13 protein-coding genes and 4 tRNA genes are annotated in these 18,525 nt (G+C 59.9%); 5 read left to right on the top strand and 12 right to left on the bottom strand.

The genetic code is table 11. The annotated features are described in order from the left end of the window. The first annotated feature begins 35 nt into the window (after positions 1-35). The 3 genes from AC5SEM_RS06435 to AC5SEM_RS06425 all read left to right on the top strand — a co-directional run bounded on the left by AC5SEM_RS06435 (position 36) and on the right by AC5SEM_RS06425 (position 6,051). Positions 36-920, top strand: coding sequence for a LysR family transcriptional regulator (locus AC5SEM_RS06435; protein WP_077571921.1), 885 nt, complete (start codon positions 36-38; stop codon positions 918-920). A gap of 74 nt (positions 921-994) precedes the next feature. After that, positions 995-4,273, top strand: a complete 3,279-nt coding sequence (locus AC5SEM_RS06430; RefSeq protein WP_212622558.1) for a sensor domain-containing protein — start codon at positions 995-997, stop codon at positions 4,271-4,273. Between the two features lie 86 nt (positions 4,274-4,359). Then, positions 4,360-6,051, top strand: a complete 1,692-nt coding sequence (locus AC5SEM_RS06425) for a molecular chaperone HscC (RefSeq protein ID WP_077571919.1) — start codon at positions 4,360-4,362, stop codon at positions 6,049-6,051. Here the strand turns inward: AC5SEM_RS06425 and AC5SEM_RS06420 are convergent. The 12 genes from AC5SEM_RS06420 to gltX all read right to left on the bottom strand — a co-directional run bounded on the left by AC5SEM_RS06420 (position 6,048) and on the right by gltX (position 15,598). Beyond that, positions 6,048-8,750 (bottom strand): DUF805 domain-containing protein, encoded by a 2,703-nt coding sequence (locus AC5SEM_RS06420; RefSeq protein ID WP_495472416.1) that lies wholly within the window; start codon positions 8,748-8,750, stop codon positions 6,048-6,050. The two genes, AC5SEM_RS06425 and AC5SEM_RS06420, sit on opposite strands and share 4 nt — an antisense overlap. Continuing rightward, positions 8,747-9,442 carry a DUF1266 domain-containing protein gene (locus AC5SEM_RS06415; RefSeq protein WP_495472415.1) on the bottom strand — a complete coding sequence of 232 codons (696 nt, stop codon included), beginning with the start codon at positions 9,440-9,442 and terminating at the stop codon, positions 8,747-8,749. Before AC5SEM_RS06415 ends, AC5SEM_RS06420 begins: the two co-directional genes overlap by 4 nt. 187 nt (positions 9,443-9,629) lie before the next feature. Next, entirely contained in the window at positions 9,630-10,076 is a 447-nt protein-coding gene (locus AC5SEM_RS06410; protein ID WP_495472414.1) for an Hsp20 family protein, read from the bottom strand. 121 nt (positions 10,077-10,197) lie between these two features. Next, positions 10,198-11,157 (bottom strand): tRNA dihydrouridine synthase, encoded by a 960-nt coding sequence (locus AC5SEM_RS06405; RefSeq protein ID WP_495472413.1) that lies wholly within the window; start codon positions 11,155-11,157, stop codon positions 10,198-10,200. A gap of 157 nt (positions 11,158-11,314) precedes the next feature. Next, positions 11,315-11,764 (bottom strand): acyl-CoA thioesterase, encoded by a 450-nt coding sequence (locus AC5SEM_RS06400; RefSeq protein WP_150651002.1) that lies wholly within the window; start codon positions 11,762-11,764, stop codon positions 11,315-11,317. 46 nt (positions 11,765-11,810) lie between these two features. Then, positions 11,811-12,644 (bottom strand): alpha/beta fold hydrolase, encoded by an 834-nt coding sequence (locus AC5SEM_RS06395; RefSeq protein ID WP_007913423.1) that lies wholly within the window; start codon positions 12,642-12,644, stop codon positions 11,811-11,813. Between the two features lie 30 nt (positions 12,645-12,674). Beyond that, positions 12,675-13,214: a TetR/AcrR family transcriptional regulator gene (locus AC5SEM_RS06390; RefSeq protein WP_077571915.1), complete on the bottom strand. Its 540-nt coding sequence runs from the start codon at positions 13,212-13,214 to the stop codon at positions 12,675-12,677. Positions 13,215-13,396: 182 nt separating this feature from the next. Then, positions 13,397-13,472 (bottom strand) — tRNA-Glu (locus AC5SEM_RS06385). 80 nt (positions 13,473-13,552) lie between these two features. Further along, positions 13,553-13,628 (bottom strand) — tRNA-Ala (locus AC5SEM_RS06380). Positions 13,629-13,681: 53 nt separating this feature from the next. Further along, positions 13,682-13,757: transfer RNA gene (locus AC5SEM_RS06375), tRNA-Glu, on the bottom strand. Between the two features lie 79 nt (positions 13,758-13,836). Next, a tRNA-Ala gene (locus AC5SEM_RS06370) sits at positions 13,837-13,912 on the bottom strand. A 204-nt stretch (positions 13,913-14,116) separates the two neighbouring features. Continuing rightward, positions 14,117-15,598, bottom strand: coding sequence for a glutamate--tRNA ligase (gene gltX, locus AC5SEM_RS06365; protein ID WP_495472412.1), 1,482 nt, complete (start codon positions 15,596-15,598; stop codon positions 14,117-14,119). A 228-nt stretch (positions 15,599-15,826) separates the two neighbouring features. Here gltX and AC5SEM_RS06360 point away from each other — a divergent pair, with 228 nt between their 5' ends. Next, positions 15,827-16,876: an HlyD family secretion protein gene (locus tag AC5SEM_RS06360; RefSeq protein ID WP_127926569.1), complete on the top strand. Its 1,050-nt coding sequence runs from the start codon at positions 15,827-15,829 to the stop codon at positions 16,874-16,876. Next, complete coding sequence (locus AC5SEM_RS06355) at positions 16,866-18,416, top strand: MDR family MFS transporter (protein ID WP_495472411.1); 1,551 nt, start codon at positions 16,866-16,868, stop codon at positions 18,414-18,416. The genes AC5SEM_RS06360 and AC5SEM_RS06355 overlap by 11 nt, the downstream gene beginning before the upstream one ends. Positions 18,417-18,525 lie beyond the last annotated feature (109 nt).

Raw genomic sequence — 18,525 nt, 5'->3', positions numbered from 1 at the left:
TTTTTATGCTTTGGATAACCAACTGGAATACGAACATGGATCTGGCCAACCTCAACGCTTTTATCGCAATTGCCGAGACCGGCAGCTTCTCCGGCGCCGGCGAACGCCTGCACCTGACACAACCGGCGATCAGCAAACGCATCGCCGGGCTGGAGCAGCAATTGAAGGTGCGCCTGTTCGATCGACTGGGCCGTGAAGTCGGCCTGACCGAGGCTGGCCGCGCCCTGCTGCCACGGGCGTATCAGATTCTCAACGTGCTGGATGACACCCGCCGCGCCCTGACCAACCTCACCGGCGAAGTCAGCGGTCGCCTGACGCTGGCCACCAGTCACCACATTGGCCTGCACCGTTTGCCGCCTCTATTAAGGGAATTCACCCGCCGTTACCCACAGGTGGCGCTGGATATTCAGTTCCTTGATTCGGAAGTGGCCTACGAAGAAATTCTCCACGGCCGCGCAGAATTAGCGGTCATCACCCTCGCGCCTGAGCCACACACACTGGTCAAAGCCACGCCCGTCTGGGACGACCCGCTGGACTTTGTGGTCGCCCCGGAGCATTCGCTGATCAGCAATGGCCCGGTCAATCTGGCGGACATCGCCGGTCATCCGGCGGTTTTCCCCGGTGGCAACACCTTTACCCACCACATTGTCCAACGCTTGTTCGAGGCCCAAGGGCTGACGCCGAACATCGCCATGAGCACCAACTACCTGGAAACCATCAAGATGATGGTCTCGATCGGTCTGGCCTGGAGCGTTTTGCCACGCACCATGCTCGATGAACAGGTGGCAAGCATCGTATTGCCGGGCATACAGCTCAGTCGCCAGCTAGGCTATATCCTGCACACTGAACGGACGCTCTCGAATGCGGCACGGGCCTTCATGGCCTTGCTGGATGCACAAATCGATCTGCCAGGGAGTTGAGGCCAACTTGTGCTACTCCTATAGAGCCGCTGCTCCTGTGCCTAACGCCACCATCAGCTCAAGGCTTGTCCACGATGCCGAAATCTGTTGACCGAATTCCGCCGATGCCGCGTATTCAGGCGATTGACCCGCGTCATTCCGAGCAGAGCTGGGAAAGCGCGCCGCAATTGCTGGCGGCGCTCAACGGTGCGCGGCTCGGCGCCTGGTATTGGGACATCGAGCGCGGGCAGATCAGTTGGTCGCGCGGTACGCAGGCATTGTTCGGCTTCGATCCTCGGCAACCGCTGCCCAAAGATCTGGAATACCTCGACCTGCTGCCGCCGGAAGACCGGGCGAAAACCGTCCGCGCCTTCCACGCGGTGATTGCCGGCGCGCCGCTGGAACAGGCGATGCACCACCGCATTCGCTGGCCTGACGGCAGCCTGCACTGGCTGGAGATCAGCGGCAGCCTGCTGCCGGATAAACACGGCCGCCCCCGAATGATCGGGGTGATTCGTGAAATCACCCACCAGCGCCAACGCGAACAGGCCCTGAGCAGCTCGGAGAAACGTTTCGCGACACTTTTTCACCTGTGCCCGAACATGGTCTTGCTGACCCGTCAGGAAGACGGCCTGATCAGCGAGGCCAATCAATATTTCGAAAGCCTGTTCGGCTGGCCGGTACAAAGCGCTATTGGCCGCACCACGCTGGAACTGGGCCTGTGGGTGCACCCCGAACAGCGCGGCGAACTGGTGAAGAAGACCAACACCAAGGGCGAATTGATCAGCATGGAGGTGCAGTTTCGCGCCAGTAACGGGCAGATTCACGACGGCATTCTCAGTGCGCAGAAAGTCGAACTTGAAGGTCAGCCGTATCTGCTCAGCACCTTCCTCGACACCACTGAACGCAAAGCCGCTGAACACGCTTTGAAGGACAGCCAGGAACGCCTCGATCTGGCACTGGACTCGGCACAGCTCGGCACCTGGGACTGGCACATCCCCAGCGGCATGCTCTACGGCTCGGCGCGGGCCGCGCAATTGCACGGGCTCGAACCGATACCGTTTCATGAATCGTTTGAAGAGTTTTTCGAGGGCGTGCCCGGCGAAGAGCGCGACAGCATGCGCGACGCCTACCGCAGCCTGCGCGAAGGCCCGGCAGGCAACTATCAACTGACCTATCGCGTGCAATTGCCGGACGGCAGTTCGCGTTATCTGGAAAGCCGCGCCCGCCTCTACCGTGACGACAACGGCGCGCCGCTGCGCATGGCCGGCACGTTGCTCGACATCACCGATCAGGTCGAGCGCGAGCAACGACTGGTGGCCTCGGAAGAGAAATTCGCCACGCTGTTCCAGGTCAGCCCGGACCCGATCTGCGTGACCCGCCAGGACAGTGGCGAGTTCATCGAAATCAATAACAGTTTTACCCAGACTTTCGGCTGGAGCGCCGCCGACGTGATTGGCCACACCGCTGAAGAAATCGGCTTGTGGGATGCCTCGGCGAAAAGCCTGCAACGCATCGAACGGGTCATCCGCGAACAGGGCTTGAGCAATGTCGCGATCATCGTTCAGCACAAGGACGGCCAGTCGCTGACCTGTGTGATTTCCAGTCGGCAGATCAGCGTCGGCGACCAGCCGTGCATCGTCACCACCCTGCGCGACATCACCCAGCAGCAGCGCTCGGAAGCGGCGCTGAAAGCCAGTGAGGAGAAATTCGCCAAGGCGTTCCACTCCAGCCCCGACGCGATCACCATCACCGAGCGCGACACCGGGCGTTATCTGGAGGTCAACGACGGTTTTTGCCGTCTCACTGGCTATCGTGCCGAAGAGGTCGTGGGCAAAACGGTTTATCAGGTGGGGATCTGGGCTGAAGAGAAACAGCGTTCGGCGTTACTCGCCGAGTTGCAGATCAAGGGCCGCGTGCACCATCAGGAAATGCTCGGGCGCAACAAACGCGGGGAGATGCTGACGGTGGAAGTCTCGGTCGAGCCGATCACCCTCAATGAAACTGCTTGCCTGCTGCTGACCGCGCGGGACGTCAGCCTGCTGAAAAACGCCGAAGCGCAGATTCGACATCTGGCGTATCACGACCCGCTGACCAACTTGCCCAACCGTGCCCTGCTGATGGATCGCCTGAGCCAGCAGATCGCCCTGCTCAAACGCCACAATCTGCGTGGCGCCTTGTTGTTTCTCGACCTCGATCACTTCAAGCACATCAATGATTCACTCGGTCACCCGGTCGGCGACACCGTGCTGAAGATCATCACAGCGCGACTGGAAGCCAGCGTGCGCATGGAAGACACGGTCGCGCGCCTCGGTGGCGATGAGTTTGTCGTACTGCTCAGCGGCCTCGAAGGCTCGCGCAACGAAGTCAGCACGCAAGTGCGCAATCTGGCCGACACCCTGCGCGAATTGCTCTCGGAACCGATGTTCCTCGACGGCCAGCGCCTGCAAGTGACGCCGAGCATCGGCGTGGCGCTGATCCCCGATCACGGCTCGACGCCGACCGACCTGCTCAAGCGCGCCGACATCGCGCTGTACCGAGCCAAGGATTCCGGGCGCAACACCACGCAGATGTACCACAACACCATGCAGAAAGCCGCCAGCGAACGGCTGCGCATGGAGACCGACCTGCGCCTGGCGCTGTCGCGCGGTGAATTCAACGTGCACTTTCAGCCGCAGGTGGATGCCCGCGACAACCGCATCATCGGCGCCGAAGCCCTGGTGCGCTGGAATCACCCGGAACTGGGCGCGCAGTCACCTACCGAGTTCATCAAGGTGCTGGAAGACAGCGGCCTGATTCTCGAAGTCGGCACCTGGATCCTCGACGAGGCCTGCAATGCCTTCAAACAATTGATCGCGCTGAAGCTGGTCGATCCGCTGAATTTCAGCCTGTGCGTGAACATCAGTCCACGGCAGTTCCGCCAGAACGACTTTGTCGAGCGCATCGAGCACAGCATGAGCAGCCACGGCCTGCCCTGTTCGCTGCTGAAACTGGAAATCACCGAAGGCATCGTCATCCAGAACCTCGAAGACACCATCAGCAAAATGCGCCGGCTGAAAAAGCTCGGTGTGAGCTTTGCGATGGATGACTTCGGCACCGGTTATTCCTCGCTGACTTACCTCAAGCGCCTGCCGGTGGACACGCTGAAAATCGATCAATCGTTTATCCGCGATGCGACGACCGATCCGAACGATGCCGAGATCATCCGCGCGATCGTTGCCATGGCGCGCAGTCTTGAACTGGAGGTGATTGCCGAGGGCGTGGAAACCCCGGAACAACTGGCGTTCCTGCAAGGTTTGGGCTGCCATTTGTATCAGGGATATCTGCACAGTCGACCGGTTGCGCTGGAGGATCTGAAAAAGCTCCTGCCATAACCGGTGCACGTTGCAACAGACGCGCAATTGCCACGGTTTGCGGCAACCTGTAGGGTCGCGGTTTTTGCGCCGTTTCGAGATCTGTCATGCAGGATGCAACCCTCCCCCGCCCGGCTCTGCTGGGCATCGACCTTGGCACCACCAATAGTCTGATCGCCGTCTGGCAGGACGGTCAGGCCCGGCTGATTCCCAACGCTCTGGGCGATGTGCTGACGCCCTCGGTGGTCAGCCTCGATGAAGACGACACCATTCTGGTCGGCAAAGCCGCCCGCGCCCGCCTGACCACGCACCCGGAGCGAACCGCTGCAGCATTCAAGCGCTTCATGGGCAGCGATAAACAAGTCCAGCTCGGCACACGTCAGTTCAGCCCCGAAGAGTTGTCAGCGCTGGTCCTCGGCTCACTCAAGCAGGACGCCGAAGCCTTTCTCGGCCACGCCGTTTCGGAAGCGGTGATTTCCGTACCGGCGTATTTCAGCGATGAACAACGCAAACGCACGCTGTTTGCCGCCGAACTGGCCGGGCTCTCGGTGACGCGTCTGATCAACGAACCGACCGCCGCCGCCATGGCTTACGGACTGCATGAACAGAAGTTCGAACGCACGCTGATCTTCGATCTGGGCGGCGGCACCTTCGACGTTACGGTGCTGGAATACGCTTTGCCGCTGATCGAAGTGCACGCCTCCACCGGCGACAACTTTCTCGGCGGCGAAGACTTCACGGCCGCCCTGTTGCAGGCCTGCCTGAAACACTGGCAACTGACCCCGGCAATGGTCGACGCGCAAAGCATGGCCAGCCTCGGTGATGCCCTTGAGCAACTGAAATGCAAACTCGGCGAAGGCACTCAACACCTGAGCTGGCGCCACGCCGACAAAACCTTCGAATGGTCACTGGACGAAGCGGCGGCGGTAAAAATCTGGGAACCGTTGCTGGCGCGTTTGCGCGCGCCGATCGAGCAAGCCCTGCGCGATGCCCGACTCAAACCTCGCGATCTCGACAGCCTGGTGCTGGTCGGTGGCGCCACGCGCATGCCGGCGGTGCAGCAAATGGTCGCCACGCTGTTCGGGCGCCTGCCTTACCGGCATCTTGATCCGGATACCATTGTTGCGCTCGGGGCGGCGACACAAGCAGCGTGCAAGGCGCGCGACGGGGCGGTTGAAGAGTTGATTCTGACGGATGTCTGCCCGTATACGCTGGGGATTGCGACCATGCGTGGCGAAGACATCAAAGGTGCCTTCTCGCCCATCATCGAACGTAACACCATCATTCCGACGTCAAGGGTGGAGCGCTATTACACCACCCAACCTAAGCAAACAGTGCTGCGCATCGCCGTCTATCAGGGTGAACGGCCGTGGGTGTGCGACAACATTCTGATTGATGCTTTCGAAGTCACGTTGACGCCTACTCAACACATCCAGGAACTGGACGTGCGCTTCAGCTATGACATCAACGGTTTGCTCGAAGTCGACGTCACCCTGCTCGAAACCGGCGAGCGTCACAGTCACAGCATCGACCGCAGCCCCACCGGTCTGGACGAGCAAGCGCGCCGAGACAGCCATAACCGGCTGTCGACACTGAAAGTCCATCCGCGCGATGCGCTGCCCAACCGCACATTGCTGGCTCGTCTGGAACGGGCATGGATGCAGAGTCTTGGCACGCAACGCGAGCACATTGCCGAATGGCTGCACAACTTCACCACCGTGCTCGGCGGCCAGCAACCCTCGGAGATTGCCAGCCATCGCACAGAGCTGAACAAGGCGCTGGATCAACTGCGTCTCTAGCCGTTGAGACGCCGCAAGGCAGCCTGCAGGCCGCCGGACAGCATTTCGCTATCACCGCTGTCCGGCGGCACACCATAGCGGTTGGGCAACTTGTCACCGGCAAGCCCGAACAACACCAACGGCAAAAATGGCAGAACCGGCGTCAGCGCCATGAAGATGAGCAACGTCGGAATGCCTCGGCCCATGTCGTGCAATCGACGCAGAATGGCGCCGAACACCAGCAGCACGGCCAATAGCAGGATAAGAATGCCAGCGCCCGTGGTGCCGCTGATCAACCCTGCCACCGGCGCAATCACCAAACACCCCAAGACCTGAGCGATAAAAGCCTTGCGCCCCAACCGCGAGCCGAGACGCCAGATCGCTCTCGCTGGTACCGGCTGCACATCGCTTTTCGCCAGCAGTAATCGTTCCGACCAGGACAATAACGCGCACAAGGCCAGGCGCAGGCCAACGCTGTTCTGCACATCGTCCTTGCCCTGTTGCAGTTGGCGCAGGACGCGCGTTTTCGGCACGCCGGCAGCGCCATAGCGAATCAAGCCCTTGAGCGCATCCAGCGCTTCATACGCCAGCAGTTTGTCGACGCCAAAATCGGTCAGCACTTTGCGCGGCGGCCACACCGGTTCGCCTTTGATCAAACCGTCGCGGAAGCCTTCGAACCAGTCGTCTTCACAACTGATCGCCGCGATCGATTGCAACAATGCGCGATGCTGCTCGGCACTCAGGCTCGGATCGTGATAGAGCACGCCCCAGAACATCATCAAACCCAGCAAATCGTCGCCGCAGGCAGCACGATCACTTTCGAGGCAGGTGTAAAGCAGGGTATTGGCCGGCAACCGGATACTGTCGAGTGCCTGCTGTACGCTGAACAATTGCTGCACCAACAAGCCGTGTACCGGGTCATTGCCTTGCAGCCATCCGAGCAAACCGGCGCAGTGGCCTTGCTCACGCTGCAAGCGCCGCAACAAAGGTTGCAGGCGACTCAAGGGATGGGCCGGATTGAAAGGCAGGCGCTCAACGCACTGCGCGTCAATCAACTGCAACCAGCGTTCGGGTTGTTCCAGCAACGCCAGCAAAAACAAGGTCTGCGCGTGCCACTCCCAAGTGGCCTCACCCAGCCCGACCGGTGGCAACTGAATCCCGCGCTGGCTCAACTGCAGAATCAAATCGAGTTCGGACAAGTCGCAATCATCTTTGACCGCGGCCAGCGTGAACGCGTCTGCCAGCCGTTCCAGCGCAGCGTCGCTGTAAGGCCGCAAGCGACGCAACCACAGACGACAGACCTTGTGCGGCTCGCCGTTGGTCAGCACCTGCGGCAATGGCCGCGAACCTGAATCCGCATCGCTGAACGCGCTCATGGCCAGCGCAATCGGCGCCCTGCGCAACCAGCGCAGATGTTGCTCGGCCTGATATTTGAATCCGCTCATCACCAGGCTTTCGAGGGCATCGATCGGCAGCGGTGCATCCACAATCTGCTGCAACAACGCTGCCTCACCTCGATGAAGCGCCCAGGCGTGGCGGTACAGATGCAGCAATCGGCTGTCGGCATTTTCGCCCAATAATTGCGCGAGCAACGGCAGTTCATCACCCGTGATACGCCAATCGACAAAGCTTTGCGCAAGGCTCTCAAGCTTCAGTCTGCCGACACCCAGCCAACGGTTCAGTGTTTCGGGGTGTTGTGACGGGCTGCCAAACACCTGGCAGTCATCGGCAAGATCCTCTGACCAGTCAGAGATGCCCTGCAGGCGATCGAATGCCTGAATCAGCAGGGGCAGAAAAGTCGGCTGGCGCTTGGCGCACATTTCCAGCAGACGACTTTCAGCCATCGGATGGCGGTGCTCGTTCCACAGCCGGATCCAGCACGGCAATGCCTGATCGTCCCGGCCCAGCAGACTGCTCTGACAGGCCAACAGGTAAAGCCAGTCGACATCATCCGGGGCAGCAAGCTGCTGTTCGACACAGCACTGCAAAAACGTCGGCCCGCCAATACCTGCCTGAGTGAACTGCACCAACAGACGCTTGAGGAACGCGGCATCCTCCGGCAACGGCAGGCAGGTATGCTGACTGGCGAAATCGGCGAACTCCTGCAGTGGACGCTGGTTGAAGATGAAGTCGAGACTACGGGCGTACCACAGCGATTCAGTCTGGGCTGCCTCTGACCAGGTGCACATCAGATCCGTGTCGAACGGGTCCGGCGTTTCGATTCGCTGGAGAAAGAAGCCCACCTGGTGGGCGTCGTCGAAGCCCAGATCCAGCAACTGTTGATCCCAGGCCATACGCTTGGCCAACAGATTCGCGCAGCGGTACGACAACGGACCGGCGTCGGCCATCCGGTGGTACAGCGGCCAGCTGAGTTCATCGAGCACGTCCAGCGACAGCTCATCCAGTCCTCGGACAAAGGCCTGCCACGCGGCGAAATTGAACCGGCGCGCGGGATCATCCAGCAGCTCGCAAAAATCCCCGAACACCGGAGGGACCTCAACGACAGTCTGTTCTGAGGCTTGGGACTCGTCCTCGTCCTCGGGCTCTTCTTCGTCGTCTTCACGCGCCAGACGCAGGGCGTTTTCGTAGGCCATGCGCAGCGCCTGGAAGCCTTGCGGGTCAGTCTCCGGGTGATGCGCTGGCAAGCGTGCGCGGTAGGCATTGCGAATCAGGGTTTCGTCGTTAGTAGGCTCGATGCCCAGGCGGATCCAGCAACTCATGACCAGTCGAACTCCTTGAGCGATGCCGGGCGTGGCGGCAAATCGATTTCCATATGCCACGGCAAATCAGCAAGGAACCGAGGGATGTTTTCGGCAAGCCCACGGGCAATCCGCAGGTTAAGGGCGTTGGCGCCTTGTCGATCGAGTTCGCGCGCCAGCTCATCGTCGCTGGCACTCAGGCAGGACCAAAACGTCCGGCCCACGACAAAGCCGTCGAAGTAAGCCATCCAGCTACCGTAGTGAAACTGCGCTCTGAGGGCCAAACGACTGTGCAGCCAGTTGCTTTCGTCCAGGTCGACCCACTGATTGCGCACCGCGCAGCGCAAGAGAAACCCCATACGGCCATAGTCCCAGGACAAAATCCCGCCCGGCCCACAACTGCCGAAGGTGCGGCTGGCAAACTCATGCAGGGTGCGTTCACGGGGACTCAGGTCGTCGAGCAGAGCCTGCCATTCACTTGGCAGACAACGCTGCCACGCCAAGTAGGCCGCGCTGAGGTGCTTGGCATGGCCGTCGTCGGTCATCCGTTCGAGCATGTCGAACAATTGCCCACGGTCATCGATACCCCAGCTGTCTTTCAGGTCGATGTAGCGATCGTCGCAGAACGCGGGGTCGTCGTAGCTGGCGCCGGTATTGATCGCCGCCATTGGCGCAGACAAAGCGCACAGCCAGCGCTGTTGAATCTCGTCCATGAAAAAGGCTCCAGGCCGACCGGTGAGAAATGGGGGTCGGCAAAACTGCGGCGGATTGTAGAGAAACCGCCGCCAGCGGCAAAGTCGCACAGCGGTTTTCTTGCGCGCACAAAAAAGGCCCCGACGTATCGGGGCCTTCATTCAGCGGCTCATCGCCGGTTCAGGCGATTGTGTTGCGGCACATGACTCAGTGCTGCAACGCCGGCTTCTGCGTCCCGTTGATCGGGATGCGTTTGGCTTTCGCTTCTTCCGGGATCACGCGCAACAGGTCGATGCTCAGCAGACCGTTGCTCAGATCGGCAGCCTTGATCTCGATGTGATCGGCCAGACGGAAGGACAGCTTGAACGCACGCTGGGCGATGCCCTGGTGCAGGAAGGTCACGCCTTCGTTGGCATCACGCTTGCCACCACTGATGGTCAGCACACCTTTTTCGACTTGCAGCTCCAGGTCATCTTCCTGGAAACCGGCGGCGGCAACGACGATACGGTACTGGTCATCACCGTGCTTTTCGACGTTGTAAGGTGGGTAGCTGCTGCCCGGCTCGTTGCGCAGGGCGGTTTCGAACAGGTCGTTGAAACGGTCGAAACCTACCGAGGAACGGAACAGTGGCGCGAGGGAAAATGCAGTACTCATGGTTCAAATCTCCTGAAAACAATCAGCAAGGTTTTTTGATTCCGCGACCCGAATTCGGCATCGCGTAACCCTTAGATAGGGACCGCTGAAATGATTTCAAGAGAGTATTTGCAGATTTTTTTCAGGCCGCTTCGGCGACCGGCAAACCGAGCAAACGCGAGACATGATCCAGCTCGGTCTCACGACGCAGGACGGTGAACAGCTCGGCAGCCTCAGGATAATTACGCGTCAGCATGGCCAGCCATTGCTTCAAACGGCCCGGCGATTGGCGTGCGGTCATCTGCGCTTTGGCTTGCAGCCAGAAGTCCTGGATCAGCGGCATCAGCTCAGCCCAGGTCATCTCGACCACTTCTTCGCCGGCGCGGGCGGCAGCGATCTGCTTGGCCAGATCCGGGCGCGACACCAGACCGCGACCGAGCATGATGTCTTCCACGCCACTGATTTCGCGGCAGCGGCGCCAGTCTTCGACGCTCCAGATATCGCCATTGGCGAACACCGGGACTTTGACCACGTCCTGCACGCGCGGGATCCACTCCCAATGGGCCGGCGGTTTGTAGCCGTCCATTTTGGTTCGGGCGTGGACCACGATGTGCTCGGCGCCGCCTTCGGCCAATGCCGTTGCGCAGACCAGCGAACCGTCCGGGCTGTCGAAACCGAGGCGCATTTTTGCGGTGACGGGAATATGCGCGGGTACGGCGCGGCGCACGTGCTCGACAATCTGGTTGAGCAGTTCCGGCTCTTTGAGCAGCACGGCGCCGCCACGGGATTTGTTGACGGTCTTGGCCGGGCAGCCGAAGTTGAGGTCGATCACCTCGGAGCCGAGTTCGCAGGCCAGTGCAGCGTTTTCCGCCAGGCATACCGGGTCGGAACCGAGCAATTGCACGCGCAATGGCACACCGGACGCGGTGCGTGCGCCGTTGAGCAACTCCGGGCCGAACTTGTGGAAATAGGCCGGCGTGAGCAACTGATCGTTGACGCGAATGAATTCGGTCACGCACCAGTCGATGCCGCCAACGCGGGTCAGCACATCGCGGAGAATGTCGTCGACCAACCCCTCCATGGGCGCCAGAGCAATTTGCATGGGAAAACACTACTTGAAGAAAAACGTGCGGCAGTTTACTGGATATCGCAAGAAATCGCAGAAACCTTGTGGGAGCGAGCCTGCTCGCGAAAGCGGTGGATCAGCCATGCATATATCAACTGACAGACTGCATTCGCGAGCAGGCTCGCTCCCACATTTAGATTTGCGCGGTATCCGGGATCTGGATCGCAGGACCATAGCCCTCGATAAACTCGGCCGGCATGCGCTTGGGCTTACCCGTGGACAGTTCAATGCAGACAAACGTGGTTTGCGCGCGCAACAGCGTGGTGTTGTCACTCGGGCGCTTGAGCTGGAAATGCCGGGTCATTTTCAGGCGCTGATCCCAATCGACGATCCAGGTCGCCAATTGCAGTTCGTCGCCTTCATAGGCGGCGGCCAGATAATCGATCTCGTGACGGACCACGGCCATCGCCCGATCCAGTCGCCGATACTCGACCAGATCCAGGCCCAGACGCTGCGAGTGGCGCCAGGCGCAACGCTCGAGCCAGGTCACGTACACCGCGTTGTTCGCATGGCCCAGCCCGTCGATGTCCTCGGCGCCTACTTGCAGATCAATGGTAAACGGCGTTGCCCGATCCCAGCCCATGCCCCACTCCCGGTCAATGTATTCAACCGGGGCAGTGTAACGGAGCTTACGCCGATTGGCGCGCCTGAAGGCTGCGGCCGGCCAGCAGTGATAACACGCCATCAACCACCCGCGGGTCGGCCAGCACGCGCTGATGACCACCGCCCTCAAGCCGCAGCAAGCGGCTGTCGAACCAGGATTCGTGGATCAGTTGCGACTCTTTGACCGAGACGAAGTTGTCGTCCTCGGCATGCACGATCAGACCGGGCATATCCAGTTGATAGTGGGCAACGTCGAGAGTCGCGGCGCGCATGCCGACATCTTGCTCGACCTGACGGATGAAAGCGGAACGGGCCCGGGGCGGCATACCAACGTAGCGAGCAAATCCGCGCAGTACGCCAAGAATGCGCGCAGGCGCGGCGATGCTGACGAGGGTTTCGGTGCGCAAGCCCAATTGCACGGCGAGCATGGCGCTGGCGCCGCCCATGGAATGACCGATGACCGCTTGCAGTGGCGGCAACTCGGCAGCCGCTTCGAGCATCGCCCGGGCGAACAACACGACATTGGCTTCACGCCCCGGCGAACGTCCGTGGGCCGGACCATCGAGCGCGACGACGGTATAACCGGCGTCGACCAGCGCGGTGATCAGCGCGGCGAACTGAGTTGGCCGCCCTTCCCAGCCGTGCATCAGCAGCACCGTCGGACCTTGGCCCCAGCGCAGCGCCGAGAGACCGAAGCGCAAAGTGATGCGTTCGGAGCTGGCCAGCAGCGGCAGCTCCCAATCCCTTAGCGGCAGCGAACGTGGCGTCATGAACGCCAGACGCATTTTGCTCGCTACCCGTTGCGGTGCAATCCAGCCCAAGGTGCCATTAACGCCACGAACCCACTTCAACGTGTTCATCGCTCTCTCCTCAGGCGTGTTGCCTTCAGGTCAACGCACCGCCGACTTGGCAGCGCGCAGCAATCGATCGGATAAATCTCCCGGGCCCAGCGCCCTTGCGAGGGCCAGACCACCCACCATCAAGGCCACGTCGGCCAGGGCTTTGTCGGTGTCCTCAGGGCTGGACGCCAACTGCGCAATCATCAACTCCAGGTGTTCGTTCAGCGCGATGCGGAACGATTCCGGCAAACGACCCAATTCGCCGATGGACGCTGGAATCGGGCACGCGGCGTCGCTGGAATCACGATGCTTGCGCGACAGGTAGAACGCGGCGACCAGGGCGCGGCGCTCTTCGCCGGTCAATTCGGTATCCATGTCGGCAATCAGGTCGCGGCGGCGACCGAGCAATTGCTTGAACGCCTCGAGCATCATCGCGTCCTTGCTTTCGAAGTGCGCATAGAAGCCACCGACGGTGAGGCCGGCTGCGCCCATCACTTCGCCCACGCTAGGGTCAGCCGGGCCGCGCTGAATCAGTGCGGCGCTGGCAGCCTTGAGGATGCGCTCGCGGGTTTGAGCTTTTTTATCGTTCATCGTTGCCTCCGAATATTACGACTAGAATATTATTCGCATAATAATATTCTGCAAGTCAAGGATATGACCGCTGGTCTGAAGCACAGTGTAAGGAAAAAGGAGAGTTGGCCAAACGCCAGACAAACAAAAGGGCCATTCAATAACTGAATGACCCTTATAAAATCCCGCAGAGCGGGTAATCGTGGCGTCCCCTAGGGGACTCGAACCCCTGTTACCGCCGTGAAAGGGCGGTGTCCTAGGCCACTAGACGAAGGGGACACAAACCTTCTATACAACTGATCAGCGCTGAGAACTGATCGATTCAAGGCCGGTGTGGCCAGACCTTGACCGTGTAAAATTGGTGGAGCTTAGCGGGATCGAACCGCTGACCTCCTGCATGCCATGCAGGCGCTCTCCCAGCTGAGCTAAAGCCCCGGATTTTTCGCCTCGCGGCGGAGCGACATCTTGCAACATCGCTTCTGTAAAACTGGCGTCCCCTAGGGGACTCGAACCCCTGTTACCGCCGTGAAAGGGCGGTGTCCTAGGCCACTAGACGAAGGGGACGCAAACCCTTCTATACAACTGATCAACGCTGAGTGTTGATCGCTTCGGAGCCGGTGTGGCCAGGCTTCGAAGTGTAAATTGGTGGAGCTAAACGGGATCGAACCGTTGACCTCCTGCATGCCATGCAGGCGCTCTCCCAGCTGAGCTATAGCCCCTCATCGTTGATGTCATCGCTGAGGACGGGGCGAATCTTAAGGGCGTATCGAAAGCCTGTCAAACTTATTTTTGAAAAATTTCAAAGTTTTTCGTCGGCATAACAATCACTTACCGCCCCCCCCCCGTAAATTCGGGGGGAAAAACGCCGAAGGCCGGAATCAAAAGATCCCGGCCTTCGGTGGTTCCTGCAGAGTCAGGCGTGCTTAGGCGATAGCGCCCAGCAGCTTTTCCCACTCTTTGTTTTCTTTCTTCGACACGCCGCCCAGCAGCTCAATCGCCTGACGCAGACGATAACGGCTCAGGTCCGGGCCAATGATTTCCATTGCATCGAGCACCGACACCGAACTCGCCTGACCGGTGATCGCAGCAAACATCAGAGGCATCGCATCGCGCAACTTCAGTTCCAGCGACTCGACCACCGCCTGAATCGTCGCAGTGATGTTGTCCTTTTCCCACTGACGCAGACTTTCCAGCTTCCACAGGATCAACTGCATCAACTGACGAACCTGATCGCCCGAAAGTTTTTTCGATTCAAACAGCTTGGCATCCGGTTTGATATCACCAGCGAAGAAGAACCCGCCCAGCGGCGCGACCTGGCTGAAAGTCTCGACACGGCCCTGAACGTGCGGCGCGATCTTCATCATGTATTCGGAATTGAACGCCCACTTTTGCAAACGTGCGGCAAATTCTTCCACCGGCAGATCACGCAGCCACTGGCCGTTGAGCCACGACAGCTTCTCGATGTCGAAGATCGGCCCGCCCAGCGAGACACGCTTGAGGTCGAAATTGTCGACCATTTCCTGCAGCGAGAACTTCTCGCGCTCGTCCGGCATCGACCAGCCCATGCGACCGAGGTAGTTGAGCATCGCCTCAGGCATGAAGCCCATGCGCTCGTAGAACGTCACCGAAGTCGGGTTCTTGCGCTTGGACAGCTTGCTCTTGTCCGGGTTACGCAGCAGCGGCATGTAGCACAGCTCTGGCTGCTCCCAGCCGAAGTATTCGTACAGCAGAATCAGTTTCGGCGCCGACGGCAGCCACTCTTCGCCGCGCAGGACGTGAGTGATGCCCATCAAATGGTCGTCGACGACGTTGGCGAGGAAGTACGTCGGTAGGCCGTCGGTCTTCATCAACACTTGCATGTCCATGCGATCCCACGGGATCTCGACATCACCACGGAGCATGTCCGGCACCACGCAAACGCCTTCGCTCGGCACTTTCATGCGGATCACGTGGGGTTCGCCAGCGGCCAGACGGGCCGCGACTTCTTCTTTCGACAGCAACAGCGCGCGGCCGTCGTAACGTGGGGTCTCGCCGCGAGCCATTTGCTCGGCGCGCATCTGATCGAGTTCTTCAGCGGTGCAGAAGCATGGGAACGCATGACCCATGTCGACCAGTTGCTGGCAGTACTTCTGGTAGATGTCGCCGCGCTCGCTCTGGCGATACGGGCCGTGCGGGCCGCCGACGTCCGGGCCTTCGCTCCAGTCGATACCCAACCAGCGCAGGGCGTCGAAGATCTGCTGTTCGGACTCGCGGGTCGAACGCAACTGGTCGGTGTCTTCGATCCGCAGGATGAACTCACCGCCATGCTGCTTGGCAAAGCAGTAGTTGAACAATGCGATGTAAGCGGTACCTACGTGGGGATCCCCGGTAGGCGATGGCGCGATGCGAGTGCGGACGGTGGTCATGGCATGTCTCGAAAAGAATGAAAAGCAAAACAATCAAGCGGCGAATGGTAACAGGCGACACCCGCCCCGCTCCAGCAGACAGGGCATTTAAGCCAAGTTTGCCTCTGGAACGCCGGTAAGTCGTGGTGAATGGGCAAATATCAGCGGATGGCATTTACCGTTGATCGGCTGTATGCCAGATTCGCCTGCTGATAACTTTCCTTACAATTCCTCGACTACAGTTTGCCCATGCCTGCCCAACTCAAGCGTCGCCTGTTGATTTTCCTGCTGCTCGTCCTGCTGATCGCCGGGGGCTTTTTCGCCCATTGGTTTTTCAAGGGACGCTTTTATGAAAGCACCGACAACGCTTATGTCCAGGGTGAAATCACCCGTGTCTCGAGCCAATTGAGCGCGCGCATCGATGAAGTGTTGGTGCAGGACAATCAGCACGTGGAAAAAGGCCAGTTATTGGTGCGCCTTGAACCTAATGATTTCCGTCTGGCCATCGACCGCGCCAATGCCGCGCTCGCCACCCGCGAAGCCGAACGTCTGCAAGCGCAAAGCAAATTGACTCAACAAGCCAGTCTGATTGCTTCCAGTGATGCGCAAGTGGCGACCACCCAAGCTACCCTCGGCCGCTCGCAGATGGATTTGTCGCGTGCCGAAACCCTGCGCAAACCCGGTTACGTTTCCGAAGAGCGCGTGACCACCCTCTCCGCTGACGCTCATATCGCCCGTTCGCAAGTGGCCAAGGCGCAAGCCGACGCACAGGGCCAGCGCCAACAGGTCAACGCCTTGAACGCGGAAATCAAACGCCTCGACGCACAGATCGCCAACGCCCGCGCCGATCTCGCGCAAGCCGAACTCAACCTGACCCGTAGCGAAATCCACGCGCCAATCAGTGGTCTGGTCGGCCAGCGCGCTGCGCGCAATGGTCAAGTGGTACAGGCCGGCGCTTATCTGCTGTCGATCGTCCCGGACGAAGACATCTGGGTGCAGGCCAACTTCAAGGAAACCCAGATCGGTCATATGCAACCTGGACAAAAAGCCGAACTGACGTTCGACGCGTATGGCGACACACCGATCGAAGCGCGAGTCGATAGTCTGTTCGCCGCGTCCGGCGCGCAGTTCAGCCTGCTGCCGCCGGACAACGCCACCGGCAACTTCACCAAGGTCGTGCAGCGGATTCCGGTGAAACTGACCTTCAAGGCCGACAACCCGCTGCACGGCAAGATCCGTCCGGGCATGTCGGTGACCGCCACCGTGAACATCAAAGACGCTCCGGACAATGGCCGGTGATTCACTGATCCGCCCGGTCGGCGAGCCGACCCGGCGCGATTGGATTGCGGTGATGAGCGTGATGCTCGGCGCCTTTATGGCCGTGCTCGATATCCAGATCACCAACTCTTCCTTGAAAGATATTCAGGGCGCCTTGTCAGCGACGCTGGAAGAAGGCTCGTGGATTTCCACGTCGTATCTGGTCGCGGAAATCATCATGATCCCGCTGACCGCGTGGCTGGTGCAGTTGCTCTCGGCGCGGCGTCTGGCGGTGTGGGTGTCGCTGGGCTTTCTGGTTTCTTCGCTGCTGTGCTCGATGGCCTGGAGCCTGGAGAGCATGATCGTCTTTCGCGCCATGCAGGGCTTTACCGGCGGCGCGCTGATCCCGCTGGCATTCACCCTGACCCTGATCAAACTCCCCGAACACCACCGCGCCAAAGGCATGGCGATGTTTGCCATGACCGCCACGTTCGCGCCGTCGATCGGCCCGACGCTGGGCGGCTGGCTCACGGAAAACTGGGGCTGGGAATACATCTTCTATATCAACATCCCGCCGGGCCTGATCATGATCGCCGGCCTGATGTACGGATTGGAGAAGAAAGAAGCGCACTGGGAACTGCTGAAAAGCACCGACTACACCGGCATTCTCACGCTCGGCATTGGTCTTGGTTGCTTGCAGGTTTTTCTGGAAGAAGGTCATCGCAAGGACTGGCTGGAATCGAGCCTGATCGTGACGCTGGGCAGCATCGCGCTGGTGAGTCTGATCACCTTTGTGATCGTGCAGATCTCCAAACCCAATCCGCTGATCAACCTGGGCATTCTGCGCAATCGCAACTTTGGGTTGTCGAGTATTTCCAGCCTGGGCATGGGTGTCGGGTTGTACGGCTCGATTTATCTGTTGCCGCTGTACCTGGCGCAGATTCAGAACTACAACGCCCTGCAGATCGGCGAAGTGATCATGTGGATGGGCGTGCCGCAGCTGTTTCTGATTCCGCTGGTGCCGAAACTGATGAAGATTATTTCGCCGAAGTGGCTGTGCACGCTGGGGTTTGGCTTGTTTGGTCTGGCGAGTTTTTCGTCCGGCGTGCTCAACCCGGATTTCGCCGGGCCGCAGTTCAATCAGATTCAGATTATTCGCGCGCTGGGGCAGCCGTTGATCATGGTGACCATTTCGCTGATCGCCACGGCGTACATCCTGCCGCAGGACGCAGGGTCAGCGTCGAGTCTGTTCAATATCCTGCGAAATCTGGGCGGCGCGATTGGTATTGCTCTGCTGGCGACGCTGCTGGATGCGCGCACCAAAACTTACTTCGATTATTTGCGTGAGGCGGTGGTGCCGACCAATCCGCAGGTGGCGGAACGGCTGGCGTCGATGACCGATCGGTTTGGCAGTGACACGGCAGCGTTGGGCAAATTGAGTGAGATCGTCCATCAGCAGGCGGCGATCATGGCGTACAACGATGCGTTTCACTTTGTCGGGATTGCGTTGGGGATCAGCATGCTGGCGATTTTGTTGACCAAGAAATTGCCGGAGGGGCTGAAGGCTGGGGAGTCTCATTAAGACCGCGTTGCCGCCATTCGCGAGCAGGCTCGCTCCCACAGGGGATTTGTGAACGACACAGACCCAAAGTGGGAGCGAGCCTGCTCGCGAAGAGGCCCGCCCAGGCAAT

The organism is Pseudomonas sp. CH61, assembly GCF_059429415.1.
This window is presented reverse-complemented; position numbering and strand designations above follow the sequence as displayed.